The organism is Dyella sp. BiH032 (assembly GCF_031954525.1).
GTDB lineage: Bacteria > Pseudomonadota > Gammaproteobacteria > Xanthomonadales > Rhodanobacteraceae > Dyella_D.
Genome location: NZ_CP134867.1, coordinates 4562744 through 4582522, shown reverse-complemented (window position 1 = coordinate 4582522; position 19779 = coordinate 4562744). Strand labels below are relative to the sequence as shown.

General features: G+C 67.9%; 12 protein-coding genes. 4 read left to right on the top strand and 8 right to left on the bottom strand.

From position 1 onward, the window contains the following. Positions 1–6: 6 nt before the first annotated feature. Positions 7–1782 carry a DUF885 domain-containing protein gene (locus tag RKE25_RS20165; RefSeq protein ID WP_311839869.1) on the bottom strand — a complete coding sequence of 592 codons (1776 nt, stop codon included), beginning with the start codon at positions 1780–1782 and terminating at the stop codon, positions 7–9. A gap of 103 nt (positions 1783–1885) precedes the next feature. Next, complete coding sequence (locus RKE25_RS20160) at positions 1886–2368, bottom strand: DUF456 domain-containing protein (protein WP_311839868.1); 483 nt, start codon at positions 2366–2368, stop codon at positions 1886–1888. Between the two features lie 96 nt (positions 2369–2464). Here RKE25_RS20160 and RKE25_RS20155 point away from each other — a divergent pair, with 96 nt between their 5' ends. Next, positions 2465–3115, top strand: coding sequence for an RIO1 family regulatory kinase/ATPase (locus RKE25_RS20155; RefSeq protein ID WP_311839867.1), 651 nt, complete (start codon positions 2465–2467; stop codon positions 3113–3115). Between the two features lie 34 nt (positions 3116–3149). Here RKE25_RS20155 and RKE25_RS20150 read toward each other — a convergent pair whose 3' ends face one another. Continuing rightward, positions 3150–3926: a ferredoxin--NADP reductase gene (locus RKE25_RS20150; RefSeq protein ID WP_311839866.1), complete on the bottom strand. Its 777-nt coding sequence runs from the start codon at positions 3924–3926 to the stop codon at positions 3150–3152. A gap of 611 nt (positions 3927–4537) precedes the next feature. Between RKE25_RS20150 and RKE25_RS20145 the strand changes: the two genes are divergently transcribed. The 3 genes from RKE25_RS20145 (at position 4538) to RKE25_RS20135 (ending at position 9660) form a co-directional block, all read left to right on the top strand. Next, positions 4538–5200 (top strand): response regulator transcription factor, encoded by a 663-nt coding sequence (locus RKE25_RS20145; RefSeq protein WP_311839865.1) that lies wholly within the window; start codon positions 4538–4540, stop codon positions 5198–5200. A gap of 144 nt (positions 5201–5344) precedes the next feature. After that, positions 5345–5605 carry a hypothetical protein gene (locus RKE25_RS20140; RefSeq protein WP_311839864.1) on the top strand — a complete coding sequence of 87 codons (261 nt, stop codon included), beginning with the start codon at positions 5345–5347 and terminating at the stop codon, positions 5603–5605. Positions 5606–5757: 152 nt separating this feature from the next. Beyond that, complete coding sequence (locus RKE25_RS20135; protein ID WP_311839863.1) at positions 5758–9660, top strand: transporter substrate-binding domain-containing protein; 3903 nt, start codon at positions 5758–5760, stop codon at positions 9658–9660. Positions 9661–9681: 21 nt separating this feature from the next. On the opposite strand, the gene RKE25_RS20130 is transcribed toward RKE25_RS20135, so the two are convergent. Genes RKE25_RS20130 through RKE25_RS20110 form a run of 5 tightly spaced genes read right to left on the bottom strand, consistent with a single transcriptional unit; the run spans position 9682 to position 19776 of the window. Beyond that, complete coding sequence (locus RKE25_RS20130; RefSeq protein ID WP_311839862.1) at positions 9682–11310, bottom strand: DUF6519 domain-containing protein; 1629 nt, start codon at positions 11308–11310, stop codon at positions 9682–9684. A 9-nt stretch (positions 11311–11319) separates the two neighbouring features. After that, complete coding sequence (locus RKE25_RS20125) at positions 11320–13599, bottom strand: hypothetical protein (protein ID WP_311839861.1); 2280 nt, start codon at positions 13597–13599, stop codon at positions 11320–11322. Next, entirely contained in the window at positions 13596–16706 is a 3111-nt protein-coding gene (locus RKE25_RS20120; RefSeq protein ID WP_311839860.1) for a putative baseplate assembly protein, read from the bottom strand. Before RKE25_RS20120 ends, RKE25_RS20125 begins: the two co-directional genes overlap by 4 nt. After that, positions 16703–19420: a putative baseplate assembly protein gene (locus RKE25_RS20115; protein WP_311839859.1), complete on the bottom strand. Its 2718-nt coding sequence runs from the start codon at positions 19418–19420 to the stop codon at positions 16703–16705. The genes RKE25_RS20120 and RKE25_RS20115 overlap by 4 nt, the downstream gene beginning before the upstream one ends. Beyond that, positions 19417–19776, bottom strand: coding sequence for a GPW/gp25 family protein (locus tag RKE25_RS20110; RefSeq protein ID WP_311839858.1), 360 nt, complete (start codon positions 19774–19776; stop codon positions 19417–19419). The genes RKE25_RS20115 and RKE25_RS20110 overlap by 4 nt, the downstream gene beginning before the upstream one ends. Positions 19777–19779: the final 3 nt, after the last annotated feature.

Sequence of the window (19779 nt, the reverse complement as noted above, 5' to 3'; positions counted from 1 at the left end):
CGTCGTTCAATGCGGTTTGGCGTGCTGCGGAATGAACTGCGTGCGCACGGCTTCCGCCAGTTGCTCCGGCGGCAGCAGACCCTGGCCGATCACGAAATCGTTGAAGGCCTTGCGGTCGAAGCGCGAGCCGAGCGCCAGTTCCGTTTCGAGCCTCAGCTGCTGCAGGCGCATGTAGCCGTAGAAATAGGCCGTCGCCTGGCCGGGGCTGTTGAAGGTGTAGCGATCCAGTTCCTGGCGCGCCATCGCTTCGGACAGGCCCACCTCGTGGACGAGGATTTCGTGGGCGCGCTCGCGCGTGATAAGGCCCAAGTTGAGCATCGGATCGAGGTAGGCGCGTGCCGCACGCATCATGCGCGCCTGCAGGGCACCGAACTGGCCCGCCGGCGGCTCGTACGGCAGCGTCTCGGCCTCCGCGTACAGCGCCCAGCCTTCGACGTTCACGCTATTGAACGCGAACAGGCTGCGCGCCAGCGAGACGCCGCGCTCCACCATCGCCGCGAACTGCAGCTCGTGCCCGGGACGGCCTTCATGTGCGGTGAGCGTCCACGCCGCCGCCTTGAAGGTGAAGTCGTCATAGGCGTCCGAGCCACCGGCCTTCGCCGACGGATTGCCCATAGTCAGCACGAACGTCCCCTGTTCGCCCTTATTGTTGATGAACGGAGGCGGATCCATGTGCGGCGCCGGCACGGCCGCGGCCTCGGCATCGGAGGCCATGCGGATGGCCATCTTGCGCTCGGGCAGGGTGACGATGCGTTCGCGCCGGATGATGTCCTCGATCTTCGCGATCACCTCGTGGTACCACGGCATCACCTGGTCCTTCGACAGCTGCTGCTTCTTCAGCGCCTTGAGTACGTCGCGGTAGTCGGTGGCCTGGATGTTCTCGGCCTTCGCGACCACCGGCGCCATCATCTGCATGGCCGAACGCAGTTCGACGAACTCCAGCTCCGCCTGCTTGATCAGTTCCTGCGGCGGAATGTCGATGCCGACCTGCTTCAGGTTGTACGCGTACATCGGCTCCGGCAGGCGGAAGTCGGCGCGGGCGCGCGGCAGCACCGTGCTGCGCACCCAGGCGTCGTAATCCTTGAGCTGGCTGTCGAGCGCATCCAGGGCCGCCTTGCCCTCGGCGGTATCCAGCTTGTACTTGGCGAAGAGCTGGCGGACGCCTTCGACGTAGCGCGGCGTGTTGGCCAGCTTCTGTTCGATCTCGCCCTTGTACGGACCCAGCAGCGACTTGTTGCCCAGCTGCTCGTTGGTGCGGGCCTTGGCCAGCTCGGCGATCGGCTCGCAGCCCGGCGCCTTGCCCACATAGCACTGCAGGCGATTGAGGGCGAGCGCGCGGCGCTTGGGGTCCACGTCGTCCTTCAGCAGCGCGAATTCGCCGCCGAAGATCAGCTGGCCCACGTCCTGCACCGGCAACATGTAGCGGCGATTGAGGTCGATGCCTTCGATCTGCTGGTCCACGGTCTTCAGCATGATCTGCAGGTCCTGCCGAACGTTGGCGTCCTTCTCCGCCACCAGCAGCTTCTGCAGCTTGCCCTTGGCGTCGACCAGCGCGGCCCGCGAGCGTTCGTCGATGCCGGGCCTGAGGTCCGTCACCTTGTCGTCGTAGCCGGGGAAGCCGACCTGCGAGGCGAATTCCGGCGAGAAGCGCGCCATCACCTCCAGCAGCACCTTGGCGTCGGCGTTGCTGCGTTCGATCCATTCGGGCGACTTGGCCTGGGCATGGGCGGAGCCGGCCGCCGCCAGCGAGGCGGCTACGACGAAGGCTAGGCGTCTGTACATGATTCGGTTCCCTAAGAGTGGTCGCGGAAGCCTAGGTGTCTGCCGTCCCAGGCGCCTGTGCCGAAGGTCTCCGGGGTGGTCGAACGCGATGTGGGGTCGGCGCTCAGCCGACCAGCATGGCGAAGCCGAACAGGCCGAGCATCAGCAGCGAGATCACCAGCTTCACCAGCGTTCCGAACAGCAGTCCGAGCCAGGTGCCGATGCCCACGTGGGTCGAGCGCAGCACGCTGTTGCCGGAGGCCAGTTCGCCCGCGAGCGCACCGACGAACGGCCCGAGCAGCAGCCCGGCGAGCCCGAAGAACATGCCTACGACCGTACCGATCGTTGCGCCCCAGAGCGCGGTCCGGCTGGCGCCGACACGCTTGGCGCCGGCCACGCCGGCGATGAAATCTACCGCGACGCCGAAGGCGCCCAGGGCACCGATCGTGAGCAGCCAGCCGGTGCCCACGCGTTGGTAGCCATCCACGGCGGCGGCCAGCCAGATGCCGCCGAAGATCATCGGGATGCCCGGCAGCGCCGGCAGGATGGTGCCGGCGAGCCCGCCGATCATCAGCAGGGCGGCCAGCAGGTAGAGCGCGATGTCCATCGGCATGTTCCGGCGTGTCGGTGGCGGATCGGCCACAATAGGCCGCTAGGCAGCATGGCGGGCGAGTGTACCCCGCCGCCGCACACCGGAATTCGCGTGGACACCGACACCACCCTGCTCAAGGCCGATGAACTGGGCCGCATCGAACTCACCCGCCGCGGCGGCGTGCCGGTGATTCGGCGCGATGTCCGTGCCGCACGCTGGTGGGCGCGTGCCTTCGCACGGCGAGCCGCCGCCCGGGAAGCGCGGGCGCTGGCCCGGCTCGAGGGCGTGGAAGGGGTTCCACCGTTGCTGCACTGGGATGGCCGGGAGCTCCTGCGCGGCTATATCGCCGGGGCACCGATGCAGCAGGCACAGCCGCGCGATCGGACTTATTACCGCGACGCCCTGCGCCTGCTGGCGGCGTTGCACAGGCGCGGCATCGTCCACAACGACTTGGCCAAGGAACCCAACTGGCTGGTGCGGGAGGACGGCCAGCCCGCGCTGGTGGATTTCCAGATCGCCTGGACGCGCGGCCGGCGCGGGGCACTGTTCCGTCTGCTGGCGCGCGAAGATCTGCGCCATCTGCTCAAGCACAAGCGCACATACTGCCCGGAGGCGCTGAGCGCGCGTCAGCGCGCGATCCTGGCCACGCCGGCGCCACACGCGCGGCTGTGGCGTGCCACCTTCAAGCGGCTGTACAAGCTGGTGGCGCGTCGGATCTTCGGTTACTGGGACAACGAAGGGCAGGGGCGCGTCCGCCAGTGACGACGTCCCTTCGAGCCTGATCAGGCTCTCGGATTCACTTCTCGACGAACGCCCGCTCGACCACGTAGTCGCCCGGTTCGCGCGTGCGCGGCGAGACCTGGAAGCCGCGGCCGTCCAGCAGCGCGCTGGTGTCTTCCAGCATCGAGGGACTGCCGCAGAGCATCACGCGGTCCGTATCGGGGTGGAGCGGCGGCAGGCCGATGGCCTGGCTCATCATCCCGTCGGCGATCGCGTCCGTAATACGGCCGCGGTTGCGGTACGGCTCGCGCGTCACCGTGGGATAGTAGATCAGCTTCTCGCGGACCAGCTCGCCCAGGTACTCGTGCGCTGGGAGCTCCTTCTCCAGGTAGTCCGCGTAGGCCAGGTCGTTGACGTGACGCACGCCGTGCGCGAGCACGATCTTGTCGAAGCGTTCGTAGGTATCGGGATCGCGGATGATGCTCATGAACGGCGCGAGGCCCGTGCCGGTGCCCAGCAGGTACAGATGCTTGCCGGGCTTGAGATCGTTGAGCACGAGCGTGCCGGTGGGTTTGCGGCTGACCGTGACCGGGTCGCCCGGCTTCAGGTGCTGCAGGCGCGACGTCAGCGGCCCGTTCGGCACCTTGATGCTGAAGAACTCCAGATGCTCTTCCCAGTGCGCACTGGCGATTGAGTACGCCCGCATCAGCGGACGCCCTTCCACCTCCAGCCCGATCATCACGAACTGACCGCTGTCGAAGCGGAAGCCCGGATCGCGCGTGGTGCGGAAGCTGAAGAGAGTGTCGTTCCAGTGATGCACGTCGATCACGTGCTCCGTTGCCAATGCGACCATGCGATTACCGTGAACTAAAGAAGATTCAGTGGCGACTGCGCAGCGATCCGGCCGGCGAAAGCCGGCGCCTCGACTCGTGTGGGTGGCGGAAGGCGGCCTGACGAGTACTGCCGAGCGGGCAGTCATGAACGGCCATTATGCCATCAGGACGGGGAAAACACCGAAAGTGGCAGGGGGGGGGCTGGCGTTTGACCAGAACTAATGCTTGGCAGGATCTCCGGTCGTCTTCTCTCCATGCCCCGCGATTGAGAAAAATCTCAATTGGTCACCTTCCTAATTTCATTCGGACAAATCTCATTCTGCCTCTGGCCATTATCGGAGAACTTTTATTTGCGGGTCCGAAAGCCGCCTACCTGTTCCCTACCGGCTGGAAAGAGTCCCAAACGTTTAGTTACTTTGCAGTGACGCGTGAAAAAAACGTCATTTCATCGCACGACCTACCTTGGCAGCGACATGAATAAGAGTAATCCTATCTACGGAAGAGACAGCTTCGCCCAGGAACGGCGTCGGAGCATGGCCTGGCTCCCGGAGCGGAGCTTGCGGCTTTCGGATGCCCATGGAACGAAGGCCGCGCATAGGGCGGGGACCACCGAAATCACGAGGAAAGCGTGATGATTCGAGTCATTGTTGCGGATGACCATCCGGTCGTTCTCGCAGGGGTCAAGGCGGTGCTGGAGCGCCAGGAAGACATCCGTGTCGTCGGCGAAGCCAGCAATGGCCACGAGCTGGTCGATCTGCTGAAGCGGCAGCCCTGCGACGTGATCATCACGGACTTCTCCATGCCGGGCAGCGACGAGCGCGAGGCCACCGCGAGCCACCGCCACGGCGACGGCCTTCCGCTGATCGCCCTGCTGGCTTCGCGCTACACGCAGGTGCCGGTCATCGTGCAGACCATGGTCAACAACGTCGGCGTGCTGCGGACGCTGCAGAACAAGGGCGTGCTGGGCCTGGCCGACAAACGGTCCGCCATGGGCGAACTGGTCCATGCGGTGCGGGCGGTCATGCAGCGCAAGCCTTTCATGAGCACCTCGCTGCGCGAGCGCTTCGAGCAGAGCGAGCGCGAATCGCCAACCGAAACCACCAACCAGCCTTCGCCGCGGGAAATGGAGGTGTTCCGCCTCTACGTGAGCGGGTTGTCCGTGACGCAGATCGCCGAACGGCTCAGCCGCAGCGTGAAGACGGTGAGTACGCAAAAGCGGCAGGCGATGAAAAAGCTGGGCCTGAACCACGATCGCGACATGGTGAGCTATGCGCGCGAGCACGGGATCATCTGAGACCGCCGCGTAATGTCTCAGGCCAAGGAGGGCAGGGATGATATTTCGGACTGCTCCGATTTATCGCTACGAATAGGCTGATTAAGGTGGCCGCTCCCTTGACGAACTGCACTTACCGCAGTCCACGACAGAGAGCGCCATCCCATGACGACCCTAGTGAGTTACCACGTCACCAGCAGGCCGGACCGCGGTTGGGCCATTCTTCGCAACAACCAGCCGATCGGTCATCGCGAGGAGCTATTCGATGCCGTGGCTTTCGCCACCCACCTGGCCGAACGCGAAGCAGGCTCACCGCATTACGCCACGCGCGTGGCCGTGCGGACCGAACGGGACGCGCGGCGGGTGGCGCAGTGGGCCGAAGCATGCGACCAAGACGCCTGGCCGGCTCCTGCCTCGATGCGCTGATCGCCCGAACCGCCATCATCCCATCGCCACGTCGTAGAGAGAACACGACAAAGGCCTCGGATCTGCCACGGCCGTCATGGAAGCGACGGTGGCCGTACCGCAACGGACAGGTGCCGAGCGCGACCTGTCACCACTCTTGAATGGACGTCCCGATGGCCTGGCTGCGCTACTGCCTTCTGATTACGATGTTCTGCGCGGTCCGCCTCGTGGTGGCCCAGGACGTGTCTCTGACGCCGGAGGAGCAGCGCTGGATCGAGACGCACCCGACCATCGTCGTCGGCACCTACCAGGAGGGCTTCGCCCCGTTCGAAAGCGCGGCCAGCGGGAAGGTCAGGGGTCTGGCACCCGACTACCTCGCCAAGCTGACCCGCATGCTTGGCATCAATGTCACCTACCGTGTGTACCCGGATTGGCGTTCGGCGCGCAACGCGGCCAAGTCCGGCGCCGTCGACCTCCTGATGAACATGTCGCCCACTCCCGAGCGCATGGGTTACCTGCTTTTCAGCGCCTCGTACTTCGAGGATTTCCCGACCCTGGTGACCCGCCACGACAACCAGCGGCAGCGGGATGCGTCGGGCCTGCGCAACGCCATATTGGTGAGCGTCGCCGGCGATGCCGCTTCGGAGACCGCCGGCAAATACATTCCCGGTGTGAAGCTGCTGTTGGCGTCGAGCACGCGCGACGCCCTGCAGATGGTCGTGGACGGCCGCGCCGAAGCCTATATCGAGGATCCCTACGCGGCACGGCTGTCCATCGAGCAAGCGGGACTGCAGAACACCTTGCGTGTTGGCGTGCCCGTGGCGCTGCCCATTTCGGCGCTCTGCTTCGCGGCCCCTCACGATCGCCAGGAACTGATCGGGGCACTGAACAAGGCCATGTCGCAGTTGACCAACGAAGACCATGCGAGGCTTCGCGCTCCCTGGCTCAATGGCGACATGCGCCACGTGCGCGGCGACGACTCCGCAGTTCCGCTGAGCGAGGAAGAAAGCGCCTGGCTGCGGGAACTGCCGCCATTGCGCGTCTCCATCGATCCGACTTCGCCGCCCTACACACTGCTGGACCGGCACGGCCAGCCTGCGGGCATCTCCAGCGATTACCTGCGCGAGGTTGCCAGGGCACTCAATCTGCGGCTTACCTACGTACCGGCGCGAAACTGGAACGAGGTCACCAAGCTGCTGGCCGAGGATAAGGTCGACCTGCTGCCGGCGATTTCGCCGATGAGCCCCGAGCACGCGAAGGTGCTGGACTTCACGGTGGGCTATGTGGATTACCCCGTCATGGTCGTCACGCGGGCAGAGGCGGGCGCCATCACCGGCACCAGCGACATGGTCGGCTGGACGGTCACCGCGAATACCTCCAAGCAATCCATCAAGGCGATCATCGACCGGATGCGCGGCGTCAACGTCGTGGCCGTCGCAAGCACCGAGGAAGGTCTTGCCCAGGTCGCCGACGGCACCGCCAATGCCTTCATCGGCGACATCGCCAATGCCGATTTCGTGATACGCGAGCGCTTCCAGGGTCGTCTCAAGATCAATGCGCCCACGGAAGAGCACGTCGTGCTCGCCATGGGAGTGGCTAAGAAATACGCCCCGCTGGTTCCCCTGATGAACCGCGTGCTGGTGAACATGTCGGAGCGCAAGCAGCAGGCCATCCGCAACACCTGGCTCGCCTCGCATTACACCTACGGCGGCACCTGGCGCGAGATCGCGCGCAAGACGCTGCCGGTGATAGCCATCGTGCTGCTATTCCTGTGCACGGTTTCCTATGCCTACCTGCGGTTGCGCCGCGAGACCCGCCAGCGCCGGCGCACCGAGGAGCAGCTCACCGACATCACGCGCAACCTGCCGGCGGTGGTCTACAAGTTCCGCTATACGCGCGAGGAAGGCGTTCGCTTCATGTTGGTCGCCGGCAACCCCGAGCCGATGTTCGGCATCGGCGCGCAGGTGTTCATCGACGACGAACCCAGCGCGCTGGCCACCATCGTCGAAGCCGACCGCCTGCCGCTGATGGCCGAAGTGGACCGCGCCGCGCGCACGCTCACGCCGATGCAGTCCGTCATGCGCATCGACTCGCGCGAGGACATGCGCTGGGTCTATACCAGCGCAACGCCGCGGCTGGTCGACGGCGCGGTGCATTTCACCGGCTACTGGGTGGACGTGACCGAGCAGCACCGCCAGGCCGAGCAACTGGCCAAGGCCAAGGAGCAGGCGGAGAGCGCCACCCAGGCCAAGACCGAGTTCCTGGCCACCATGAGCCACGAAATCCGCACGCCGATGAATGGCGTGATCGGCATGCTCGAGCTGCTGGGCCATACGCCCCTCAGCGAGGAACAGCGGCAGCTGCTCGGCACGGTCGAAGCATCGGCGACCGCGCTGCTGCAGATCCTCGACGACGTGCTGGATTTCTCCAAGATGGAAGCGGGCCGCCTCGCCATCGAGTATGTCCCGGTGGACGTGCGCGACCTCGTCGACAGCACGGTGAGCGTGCTCGCGGCGCAGGCGCACGGCAAAGGCCTGGCATTGACCGTGGACCTCGACGAACGGCTTGCCGCGGAAGTGAGCGCCGAAAACGTGCGCCTGCGCCAGGTGCTGCTCAATCTGCTGAGCAACGCCATCAAGTTCACCATGCTGGGTTCGGTGAGCGTGCGCGTGGAGGTGCTGGAGGACACCGGTACCGTCCAGCGAGTCCGCTTCAGCGTGGTCGATACCGGCATCGGCATGTCGCCGGACCAGGCCGAGCGCCTGTTCCGGCCGTTCACCCAGGCGGAATCCTCGACCACGCGCCGCTACGGCGGCACCGGGCTGGGCCTGTACATCTGCCGCCGGCTGGTGGAGCTGATGGGCGGCACCATCTCGCTGGAGAGCCGGGTCAACCACGGCACGAGCATGCAGGTGGAGCTGCCGCTGCCGATCCACCGCCGCGAGCTCTCGCACCACGCATTGCGGGGGCGCGTCGCGCGCGTGGCCGTGACCGATGCCACGTCGGCTCACGCACTGCGGGGCTATCTCCATGCACTCGGCCTGACGGTGGCGGAAAACACCGTGGAAGACGCGTATCCCGACCTGCTCTTCGTCGACGAAGAGTTCGGCGCCAGCCGGCCCGACGAGGCGAAGGCCTGTATCGCGGTCACCGACATTCCCGATCCGCACGGCTATTCCAGCAGCGCGTCCGGCATCACGGTATCCAACAACCCCCTGAAGTGGTCCACTTTCGCCATTGCCTGCCAGCGCGCGCTCGGCCTGGACGTCGGCGAGGGCGAGGCCGCGCCGTTGAGCACCGGGGTGCACAAGGCCGACATCCACGTCCTGGTGGCGGAGGACAACCCGATCAACCAGACCTTGATCGCCGCCCAGCTGGAGAAACTAGGCTATCGCTGCGACGTGGTATCCAATGGCAAAGAGGCGCTGGACGCCCTGGACAGACGCTCCTACGACCTGCTCATCACCGACTGCCACATGCCGCTCATGGACGGCTATGAGCTGGCCCGCGCGGTACGCCGCCACGAAACCCACGACGGCGCGCACCTGCGCATCCTCGCCATGACCGCCAACGCCATGCCCGGCGAGCTGGAGCGCTGCACCAGCGCCGGCATGGACGACTTCCTGCCCAAGCCGGTGCGCATCCCCGAGCTGCGCGCCAAGCTGGAGCACCTGTTCGGCGCCGCGCAGGGCCGGTCCGAGAACGCCGCCAGCGCCGCCGCCGAGCCGGCCTTCGAGATCAATCTGAACACCTTGCGCGAAAGCTTCGGCGACGATCAGGTCATCCATGCCCTGATCGCGCGCTTCGTGCGCACCACCCGCAACGACCTGCTGACGCTCCACATGCTGGTGGCTGAGCGCCGCCCGGCAGACGTGGCGCACTGGATGCATCGCCTGCTCGGCGGGCTCCAGGTGTTCGGCAGCACGCCGTTGACCGCGCAGGGCGAGAAGCTGGAACACGACCTCAAGTCCGAGCGCAAATACGACGCGCTGGGCGAGTCCCTGCGGTTCCGGGCCCAGGTGGAAACCTACCTGGACCGGCTGGAAGCGTTGGCGAAGACGCTCACCGAGGCCTGACGCAGGTGGTGCGTCGCTGCCTCACGGCTTGCCGGTCTTGCTCGTGCCGCCGGTCTTACTGACCCTGGGAGCCTTCGTCACGGCCTTGGTCGCCTGCGTGTCCGTCTTCGCCACGACCACGTCCGCCTTCTCGGTTCGCGTGTGGATCAGCGAGCACAGCGGTTCGAACCGGCAGCAGCACTCGCGGTAGCCGTCCTCGTTGTCGTCGGCCACGCCGAGCACGGCGTAGTGGTGCAAGCCGCGCGCCCGGACCATGGCAGGCCCCCCCGAAGCCTGCGGCCAGTCCAGGGTCCCGCCGCCGGCCACGCGCGCCGGCACGATCCAGTAGTCCCCGGTGGCATAGAGGCCGCCCGCGTCAAAAGTCACCTCCACGCCATCCTCCAGCGCGATCGCATCGCCCTCCGCCACCGGCACCACGCCTTGCGCATTGGCACCGTCGCCCTGGTCCCAGCGCCGCAGCAAGGGGTGCTTCGCCGCACTGGCGCTCACTGCGTAGGGTGTGATGCCCTTGGGCACGCGCAGCGTCGCCATCCGATTGGCGACGTCGACCGCGACCACCTGCAGCAGCGGAAAGGCGCGCTGGGCCAGCGAGTAATCGTCATCCACCAGTTCCACCCAGTCATCGACCGCCAGGCCCAGGCGCTCGTCGCGGCCCAGGCGGCCGAGCGTCACCGCCAGCGTGCCGTTGCCGTCGGGCCCGGTGGTGGGCACCGCGGAGCCCATGATCGGAAACACCACCGAACCGTTCTCGCGCGACCACTTGAACGTTGCGCCGGCCGTGCCGCCCGCCAGCCCGCCCTGGTGGATCTCCACGCGGTAGGCCTGGTTCTCGCAGCCGCGATAGCGCGCATCGGCGGCGATCACGCACGGGTCGTCGTCGCCTTCCACCGTGCCGAGGCCGGCGACCAGGCGCGGGCAGGCGTAGGTCTGGCGGGCCTGCAGCACCTGGCGGATCAGCGTGCATGGATCGTTGTTGTTTCCGCTGGTATCGCTGCCGTCGATCTGCTTGCGCAGTGCGGCAACCTTGGCCAACTGCTGCTTGATCGCATTCTCGTCGCCCGCGTGCGCGTCCAGACGAAGGTTGAGCGCCGCGGTCACGTCGTCTAGCATCTTGTCGGCGCGCGCCGGATCGATCAGGCGCACCTGCCACACTACCTGCGCGCGCGAGGCGGTGTCGACGCCGTCCAGCGCCACGTCCGCGATCGACGGCGCCTCGAGCGAACACAGATGCCGCTCCCACACATCCAGCCACAGCGCGTACTGCGCCGGCGGATTCTCGAAGCCGCTCTTGCCGTCGCCGATGCCGTAGTCCGGCGTGGGACGGTACGGCTGCTGCGACAGCGTGCAGCTCTGTTCCAGCTCGCAGAGAATGCCGTCCGCATAGAAATGCCCCGGCGACAGCGTCCAGTCGGTCAACGCCAGCGTGGTCGTCTTGTCGTTGGCATCGGTCGACGTGCCGGCGATGGAGAAACCCGTGCCCGGCGCCCAGCATGGGCCGATCAGGTCCTTCACCAGGGCGCGCAACAGGTGCAGCTGGATGTGGCCCTGTTCGTTCCAGTCCGCTTCCAGCAGCACGCGGCCCTGCTGCTGGAACACCTGGCTGTAGTGCCGGGCCGGATCGAAGGTGACGCGTGCGAAATCGCCTTTCATGATGAGCTCCTAGCTTGCAAAGAGAATCCCGGCATCGGTGCCGGCCGGCACGTATTCCTCGAGCCGCGCGGCGAGATTCGCCTCGCGCTGCGGCTCGTACAGGTCGTGATAAACCCCCATCGCCGACGCGTCCGAGGCGCCGGTGCGGATCTCCGCACAGCAGTCGTCGGCCAGGCGCGCGTAATCGGGCGAGGGATAGCGCAGGCTGCGGAACTGCGGCAGCACACGCAGCAGCACGTCGTCGCGCGCGGCGGTATCGGCGGCGGGTATGCCTTCGAGCGCGAGGTCCGGCTGGCAATGGAAGCGCCGCGGCGTGCGCGAGCCGTCCGGCACATAGCAGAAGCGCATGCAGCCGTGCTGGCGCCTGAGCACCCGCACCGGCCCGGCGAAGATCGAGTCCTCCGCCAGCGCGATGCCGTGCGCGAGCACTTCGCCGATCACGGTGCAGCGACGGAAGCTCGCCTCGACGTAGGCCACCGCTTCGTCCGGCGCGGCCAGCGCCAGGCCATCCATCCCGGTGGCGTCGAGCACGCTGTCGCACAGGGTCAGCTTCGGCGGTTCGCCGCGCCGCGGCGGGCTGATCACCGCGATCGAGCCGACGACGCTGTGCTCGATGCGCACGTCGGCGCGCGAGCCGTCGAGCGTGATGCTGGCTTCGCCCGGCCGCTTCGGTTCGCAATCGCATTGCAGCGAAAGGCCGGGTACCAGCGTGCAATGGCGTACCACCAGTTCGCACAGGTCTGCCCGCACCGAACTGCCGTCCTCGTCGCCCTGGACGTCCGCGCCCTGGACGTCCACGCCCCGGCCGGCGATCAGCAGGCCATCGAGCAGCACGCGGCTGCCCGGCGCGCCGCGGATGGTGAACGCATCCGGCTGGCTGGCCCGCACGTCGAGCAGGCGTATCACCGGGCGCGTGCGCTCCGCGGCACGGATCTGGATCGCCTCTCCCGCATCCAGCGCCAGATCGACGCTGCCCTCGTACACGCCGCTTTCGGCCAGTTCGATGATCAGCGCGCGCGAGCGCGGTCCTTCCAGCGGCAGGCTGGCCTTGGCGTCGGCCCAGGCGGCCAGCGCGTCGGCGATGCTGGCGAAGTGGCCGGGCGGCAGCGTGCCCAGTGCCGGGTCATTACCCGGCAGGGCCGTGTGCACCGTATAGCGCGTAGCGTTTTCCAGCTCGGTCTCGCGGCGCCCGTATTCGCCGCCGCCCAGGTCGGCCGGGAAGCCGTACTGGTAGGTCGCCCACACGCCGCGCTTCGGACGCTGGTTGGCGGGGAACATGATGCGGCCCAATTCGGGATCCACCGCCACACGCCCGCGCGGCACCTGATAGTCCCAGCCCGAGAGGTCCGCCGGCAGCACCCGTTCCGGCGGAATCGGCGAGCCTTCGCCCTTGCTCGGCCAGTCCGGCGCCCACAGCTGCACGCTCAGGCCGTCGCCGTAGTAGGCGGGCGACACGGTGGCGTAGTCTGCACGCGGCCCGCGCTCGGCGAAGCGATAGCGCCGCAGCGGCACGGGCCGTTCGATCTCTGGCGCGATGGCGCAGCCTTCCACAGCCGCCTGCGGCCGCACGTACAACGGCGTGTCGTTGCCCAGCACGCTGAAGGTGAAGCAGTTCATGCCCACGTCCATGCAGTAGGCGCCCGAACACGTCACCGGATAGCTGCGGCGCCGGAACACGAACTCGCCCACGTTGGGCAGGCCGAAGCGCCCGCGTCCGCGATGCGAGGACAGCCGGCGCACGTCGCCGCTGTGCGCCAGCTCGTCGAAGGCACCGTTGCACCAAGTCACGCGCTGCAATCGCTCGGGGCTGCGCAGGTCGGCGGTGCCGCCGTGCCCGGGGCGCTGATGGTCCAGGTGCTGCATCCAGCCGAGCAGCCGGTAGAACTCCACCGGGCGCGCCGGCCAGCCGGCGGCGTCGCGCGCCAGATCCTGCAGCAGCGACAAGGTGCCCTTGCGCCGCCGCGCGTCGATGGTGTTGGCCACGTCCGCGCGCGGGGCGAGCACGCGGCCCAGGTTGCCCGCGCGGCCGTCGCGCCCCAGCGTGGCCGCCTCCGGCAGCAGGGTGTAGCCGAGCAGGTCGCCAATGTACGGCACCAGCCAGTCGTCGCAGGTCTCGATGAACCAGTTGTCGTACAGCCGGTCGATGTCGCGCTCCAGCACGTTCGCCTGCGCGGCGAGGACGCGCAGGAAGTCGCGCAGGGGATAACCCTGCTCGGCGTCGCGCATGCGGTAGACCACCGGCAGAAGGTCGTACAACCGGTCCGGCGAGCGTTCCATGCTAGCGCTCATGGCGAAGCCTCCTGCAGTAGCAGCGTATCGGGCACGTTGGGAAGCAGGTAAGCCAGCTGCGCGGCGCGCAGCGTGCCGCAACTGGCGTAGCGCGCCGGCAGCACGTCGATGCGCGAGGGAAGGATGGGCGTTGCAGTGACGGAGACCGCGGACTTGCCTTCGTCCGAACCCTTGCCGTCGCCGTTGTCGACGCCGAAGTCGGCCAGCAGCGTCTGCTCGTCGAAGCTGCCGAACGCATCGACGTTGGCCCAGGTCACGCCCCGGACACCCTGGATGCAGGCCACCACTTCGCTCAGGTAGATATTGCGGGCCAGCTCCTGACGATCGAAGCCGAAACGGTCGAGCAGGGCGGCGCGTACCTGCGGTTCCACGTCTTCCCAGGTCCGGTCGGCATCGATGCCGACCTTGGCGCTCAGCTTGACCGCCAGCAGCTCGCGCGTCGTCAGCTGCAGCGGCAGGGCCGGATCGCCATAGCGCTGCAGCGCCTGCAGCAGGTTGCGATAGAGGTCCGAGGTGGGATCGATCGGTGCATCCGCCGCGCCGGCGATCGTCACGATCACCTGGCCGCCGAGCTTCACCGCCGACGCCTTGGCCACGCCGCCGAAGCCGCGCGCGAAATCGGCGTGGTCGGCGATCGATACCAGCCGGTCCAGCGCCAGCACCGCGAGCGGTACGTTGCGGCGTGCCTGGTCGCGCGTCTCCGGGTCGGCGCCGCCGGAAGCGCGCAGCGGATTGACCACTTCCTTCACGCCCAGCGGCTTGGTCGTCGCCAAGGTGATCTGGCCGGCACGCACATTGCCCGGCGTGCCGATGCCGTTGCGATACACCGCGGTGACGTTCTCCACTCCAGTCGGCAGCCGCGCTCCGTGCGCGCCGTCGCCGAAGATTACGCGGGTCTTGCCCTCGTCGTCGGTCGACGTGACGAAGCTGCGGTCGGCCTCGCCGGCGAAGGCCAGATTGCGGATCTCGTGCCACTGCAGCCCATTGACCCGCACCGTGAGCGTGCTCTGCACGCCATCGGCATTCGCCGCCGAGACGTAGGTGAGCGGGAACTGCTTCAGCGCGAAGGCCTGCATGGCGGCGGCGCCGCTGCCGCTGCCGAGCACCTCCTTGCGCGTCTCGCCGTGCGTGGCGCGCACGACGTTGGCGTGCACCACCACGGTGTCGCGGCGATAGCGGTAGGCCAATCCCTGGTTGGCGAATACCAGCACGCTGTGCACGGTATCGCCGGGCCATAGCGGATCGACGGTCTGCTCCACCGCTTCCAGCATCACCAGCTCGGAGGTGGTCACCGCGTCCGTGCCGGGCACGTCGATGCGCTGTCCTTCCACCACCACCCAGCGGCCGGAGGTGAGTCCGTTCACTGGGACGTCGAGCGTCAGGCGGTTGGCATCGTCGCTCGTCACGCGCGGGGTCGTCTCGGTGGGGGCTGGGCCGCCGACCGGATCGACGACGGTCTGCTCGGCGGGCGTCAGGGCTTCGCTCTGCGCGTACACCAGCGTCTGGCGCAGCTCCGACATGGAAGGCGCGGGCCAGACCGGTTGCTGGTACCCGTCGTTGGCATTGGCCAGCTTGACGTACGTGGTCTTGCCGCTGATGCCGTACTCCGTGCGCGGCGCCGTACGCACGCTTTGCGCCTGCGCGATCACGGGCACCTCCGCGTCCGGCGTCTGGATGGCGACGTAGCCGCCGGCCGTGATCGCATCGTAGGCCTGGTCCAGCGAGAGCACGTCATTGCTTTCCTTCGACGTCCAGTCGGTCGTGCTGCTGGTCGTCGTCGTCCCGCCGCCGTTCGCCGGCTTCTGCGTGAGCGTGACCTGCATCGGCGCGTTGTAGCCGAACAGCGGCGCCGCCATGCGCAGCACGAATACGCCGGCGAGGGTTGGCGACGGATCGCCATGCGCGACGCTGGTCCACGCCGGATAGAAGTTATCGGCCAAGCGCGACTCGAAATGCAGCAGCATCTGCGGGCGGGTGTCGCTGGCCTTGCCCAGCGCCAGCGCCATGTCGCGCTGCAGCCGGAACTGGTTGGCCGGTTGCACGGTGGGCAGCAGCTTCAGCGCCTCGAACAGCGCACCAAAATCCACCCACGAGCCCGATCCTCCGTTCCAGCCGAAGGCCTTGTTGACCGCGTCGCGGAATGCCGCGACCGCATCATGCACCGGGTCCGGCGGCGGATCGTCGTTGCCGAAGGCCAGTTTCATCAGCGCCTGGTAGCTGCCCCGGTTGTCAGCGCCCAGCAGCAGCTGCTTGCGCATGTAGACCAGCGCGCTCCACCACTCGGCCTGGTGCAACGTATCGCTCACCGAACTGATTTGCGCGATCGCCGCATTGGCTGCGGCCACGATGGCGGCTGTCGCGTCCTGCATCGGCTGAAGCACGATCCGGCTGCGCTGCAGCGTCGCGCGCACCTCCACCGACTGGACGCGGCGGATGGCCTGCACCCCGGTGGACACGTCGCCGAACAGGAACAGCAGCCGGTCGTTGGGCTTCAGCTGCGTCGCCGTGCCAGTCACCCACAGCTCGCCGATAGCGGCGACGGAATCGAGGGTGAGGTTGGGCGGAAGGGTGAGCCGCGGCTTCATCGCGTTCCACTCGCGCCGCGCTTCGAGCGGTTCGGCCGTCTCGAAGGTCTGCATCTGCTCGCCGGGTGCAGGCACCGATTGCGCGCGCGCGCCCGCCGGGATGGTGACGGGCGCCGAGTGATCGTCGACGGTGTAGGACAGATACACACTGGCGGCCACGCCCGGGCGCGGCCGGTAATCGACCAGCCGCGCCAGCTCCAGCACCGAGCGCCGCTCGGTGGCGGTGCGCAGGTAGCCCTCGTTGGCGATCCGCTCCTGGTAGAAGCTCAGTACTTCCGCACCCACCGCCCAGGCATCGAGCAGGGCGATGGACGCATCGCCGGTTTCGCGCGTGCGCAGGCCGGCGAGGGCCGGCAGCGCCGCGCTGCTCAAGTCCGCCTGCATCGCCGCGCGGAAATCCGCATAGCGTCCGACGCGGTAAGTGAGGCTGTCCTGGCCGGGCGGGTTGTACAGCGACAGCGGCGGCAGGGCCGCCGTGCCGCAGCCGCAGGCATGGGTACCACAGGCGCTACAGCAGCTCATCGCCCACCTCCGATGTCGAACGCGATGCTTCCGTGGTCCGGGTGATCCGGATCGTTGTCCACCTGCGCGATCTCCCCCGCGCCCAGCCACAGCACGCCGTCGGCTGGCAGCTTGCCGGGGTGGCCGCCTTCCATGCGGGTGAGCGTGCGCAGTTCCACGTGCGCGACGCCGGCGATGGCCTGCGCTTCCGCCAGCAGCAGGCTGGCGTGCACCGGCGCGCCGAGCACCAGACGGTCCGGATGGAAGAAGCCGGGCAGGCCGTCGCTGCGCAGTCCGGCGGTGAAGCGGTCGTGCAGCGCCGACAGTACCTGCGCGGCGAGGAACTCCGGCCGCACGCACACGAACAACTCGATCAGCAGCGGCACATAGCGCGCCGGCCGCACGGCGACGTCGTGGCCGATGCGGCGGTAGCACTCCAGTTCGCCGGCGATACCCGCTGCCATGCCCGCAGGCAGGTCGTCGCGTCCCAGCGGATCGATCACGACATCCGCTTCGTACCAGCTGCCGTTCCATGCCAATCCGCAGGCGGCACCTTGCACGCCGGGCGTGCGCGCGGCGAACGCCGCATAGTCGTCGGCGACGATCGCGCGCAGCGGATGCGCCCGGAACGCACCGGGCGCATAGAGCTTCACCTCCGCCAGCGTTTCCGGCTCGGTACCGCCGCTGGCGGCGATCGGGTTGCGCGGTCGGATGACGGCGCCGGACAGGCCGCCCGACTTCAGCGCCAGCCATACGATGCTGTCGTGGCCGACATTGCCAATGGCGCCGTTGCCGATGCGCGGCGACGCGCGGAAAAAGTCGCCGGCCTGCGGCTGGCGCCCCAGCGTGCCGTCGCCGAAACGCAGCTGGGCCACGCCCTCGTCGTCCACTTCCACCACGTAGTGGCGGTCGTCCGGCCCGCTCTCCAGCAGATCCTGCCGTGCCTCCCAGCGCCACGCCGCGCCGGGCGTCCCGGTCACCAGCACGTTCGCCAGCGGTCCGCCGTAGACGGCGAGCTGTGGCAGAGCGCGGCGCGGATCGCGCGCCAGCAGCTGGCAGACCGGCGCCTGCATGGGCAGGGGTTCGGCCCAGGTGAGCGGCGCCACCGGCAGCCGATGGCCTGTGCATGAAGGCGGCCGCGCCACGTCGAGCACGGCACCGTCGCAGCCGCAGCAGCCGTAGGCCGTGGTACCGGGCACCAGCCAACAGTCGTCGGTCAGCGTGTCGCAGCGCGTGCAGGCGTCCGGCATCGCGGCCAGTGCGGTATCCAGTCCCGGATAGTCGGCATGCGTGCCCGGCTCGCATAGCGCGGCGCAATCGCAGGACAGCCGCACGCGCTCGCCGTGGTCGACCAGCACGACGTTGCCGCGCGCGACGGCGACGTCGTGCAGCCACCCGCAGTCGGGCGCGGGCAGCCGGCCAGACAGGTGCAGATCGAACGGCAGCGCATCGCAGGCGTCCCAGCTCACTTCCAGCAGCAGCGTGCGGTCGAGCGGATCGATCCGCGGCAAGACCGCGGTCAGGCGCACGGCATGGCGGTGCGTTGGGTCGGCGTCGGCGGGCTGGCCGGTGCGCACGCCTTTGACTTCCTCGAGGATCAGCAGGTCGCCCACCGCGAGTTGCAGCGCACGCTGCGCCGCCGCGTTGCGGAGCGTGTTCTCGCCAGGTGTCCCAGGCAGGCCAGGATCGACCAGGGTCGCGCGCGTACTTCCGCGCGGTAGGCAGCACTGCTCGTCGCCCCAGGTATGCAGCCGGATCGCGTTGTGCGCATTCGCCAGGCGCACGGTCGCGCTTCCGTCGAGCAGCATCGGCTCGAACACCAGCGCCCCCTGCGCCCGCGCCACCTCTAGTTGCGTGGCATCGATCAGGCCCGGCTCGGCGTCGGCCTGGCCCGGCGGCGGTACCAGCAACAGTAATTGGTCCAAGGGCAGCTCAAGGTCCGTATCCGTCGCCAAGGTCACCAGCGCGCGCGCATTGCAGCCTTCGTGCATGCGGTAGTCGACCAGGCGCGCATGCCGGCGTACCGAGATGCGGCGGCGCGCGGTGGCGAGATAAGCCTCGGTGGCCACCGCGTCCTGGTAATAGCTCAAGTGGTCCCCGGTGTAGGCCAGTGTTTCCACCAGTGCGATGCCCAGGTCGGGCACGTGGCGCTCCTGCCAGTCGGGCAGGTCGAGCGCGAGGCGGTCGAGGAACAGTTGCCGGAAGCTGGCGTAGTCCTTGGCCAGGTAGTTGATCTCCGGCTCCGGCACCGCTGCGGGCACGCAAGGGGTTTTCGCCGCGCAGTCGCGCTCCCGCGCGCAGCCGAGCCGGAAGTACAGCGTGACGCAGGCATAGCGCGGATCGAAGCCGGGGTAGGCGTGCCACGTCGACGAATCGGCGCCGGCGTCGGTGTCGACCAGGCACAGGCAATAGGGCGTGTGGTCGCCTTCGCGGTCGAGCACCACGCGCAGGCAGGGATCGTCGTGCATCTGCGGCTCGTACTCCGGCGTCACGCTCACCGCTTGCAGGCCGGTGATGCGATCGCCGCCGCTGATGCGCACGTTCTGCACGCCGATGCCCTCGGGAATGGCGCCGAACAGGTGAACGCACAGGCTGCGGCCATCGTCGCCGACTTCGACGTAGTCGATGCCATTGAGCTGGCCGGATTCGCGCAGGCGCTCACGCCGCGTCTCCACGCCACAGGGCGGCGGCAGCGCGCAGCCGACCATGCCGGTGTCCATGGACATATCGCTCATGGCAGGCTCCTGGCGAAGGTATCGGTGCGGGCCTCGCCGGTGGCGCGGATCACGTAGGCGAGGTACACCTGCAAGGTCGAATCCTGGCTGGTCACTTCCAGCGCGCCGACGTCGATCACGTCGCCGAGCCAGCGCTGCAGCGCCGCCTGCAGGGTGAACTGCAGGGCTGCGGCCAGTTCCGGGCTGTTCGGCGAGAACACCAGCTGCAGCAGGCCGCTGCCGAAATCCGGCCGATTCACGCGCTCGCCCGGATGGGTGAACAGCAGCTGCTCGATCATGTCGCGCACGTGGTCGCTGTCGTCCGTACTCGCAGTGCGTCCGCGGCGATCGAAGTGATAGGGAAAGTCGATGTTCATGGC

What these genes read in the sequence shown, in the direction of transcription:
- RKE25_RS20165 (WP_311839869.1), bottom strand. Translation starts at nt 1,782, where the DNA reads ATGTACAGACGCCTAGCCTTCGTCGTAGCCGCCTCGCTGGCGGCGGCC.
- RKE25_RS20160 (WP_311839868.1), bottom strand. Translation starts at nt 2,368, where the DNA reads ATGGACATCGCGCTCTACCTGCTGGCCGCCCTGCTGATGATCGGCGGG.
- RKE25_RS20150 (WP_311839866.1), bottom strand. Translation starts at nt 3,926, where the DNA reads ATGGTCGCATTGGCAACGGAGCACGTGATCGACGTGCATCACTGGAAC.
- RKE25_RS20145 (WP_311839865.1), top strand. Translation starts at nt 4,538, where the DNA reads ATGATTCGAGTCATTGTTGCGGATGACCATCCGGTCGTTCTCGCAGGG.
- RKE25_RS20140 (WP_311839864.1), top strand. Translation starts at nt 5,345, where the DNA reads ATGACGACCCTAGTGAGTTACCACGTCACCAGCAGGCCGGACCGCGGT.
- RKE25_RS20135 (WP_311839863.1), top strand. Translation starts at nt 5,758, where the DNA reads ATGGCCTGGCTGCGCTACTGCCTTCTGATTACGATGTTCTGCGCGGTC.
- RKE25_RS20130 (WP_311839862.1), bottom strand. Translation starts at nt 11,310, where the DNA reads ATGAAAGGCGATTTCGCACGCGTCACCTTCGATCCGGCCCGGCACTAC.
- RKE25_RS20125 (WP_311839861.1), bottom strand. Translation starts at nt 13,599, where the DNA reads ATGAGCGCTAGCATGGAACGCTCGCCGGACCGGTTGTACGACCTTCTG.
- RKE25_RS20120 (WP_311839860.1), bottom strand. Translation starts at nt 16,706, where the DNA reads ATGAGCTGCTGTAGCGCCTGTGGTACCCATGCCTGCGGCTGCGGCACG.
- RKE25_RS20115 (WP_311839859.1), bottom strand. Translation starts at nt 19,420, where the DNA reads ATGAGCGATATGTCCATGGACACCGGCATGGTCGGCTGCGCGCTGCCG.
- RKE25_RS20110 (WP_311839858.1), bottom strand. Translation starts at nt 19,776, where the DNA reads ATGAACATCGACTTTCCCTATCACTTCGATCGCCGCGGACGCACTGCG.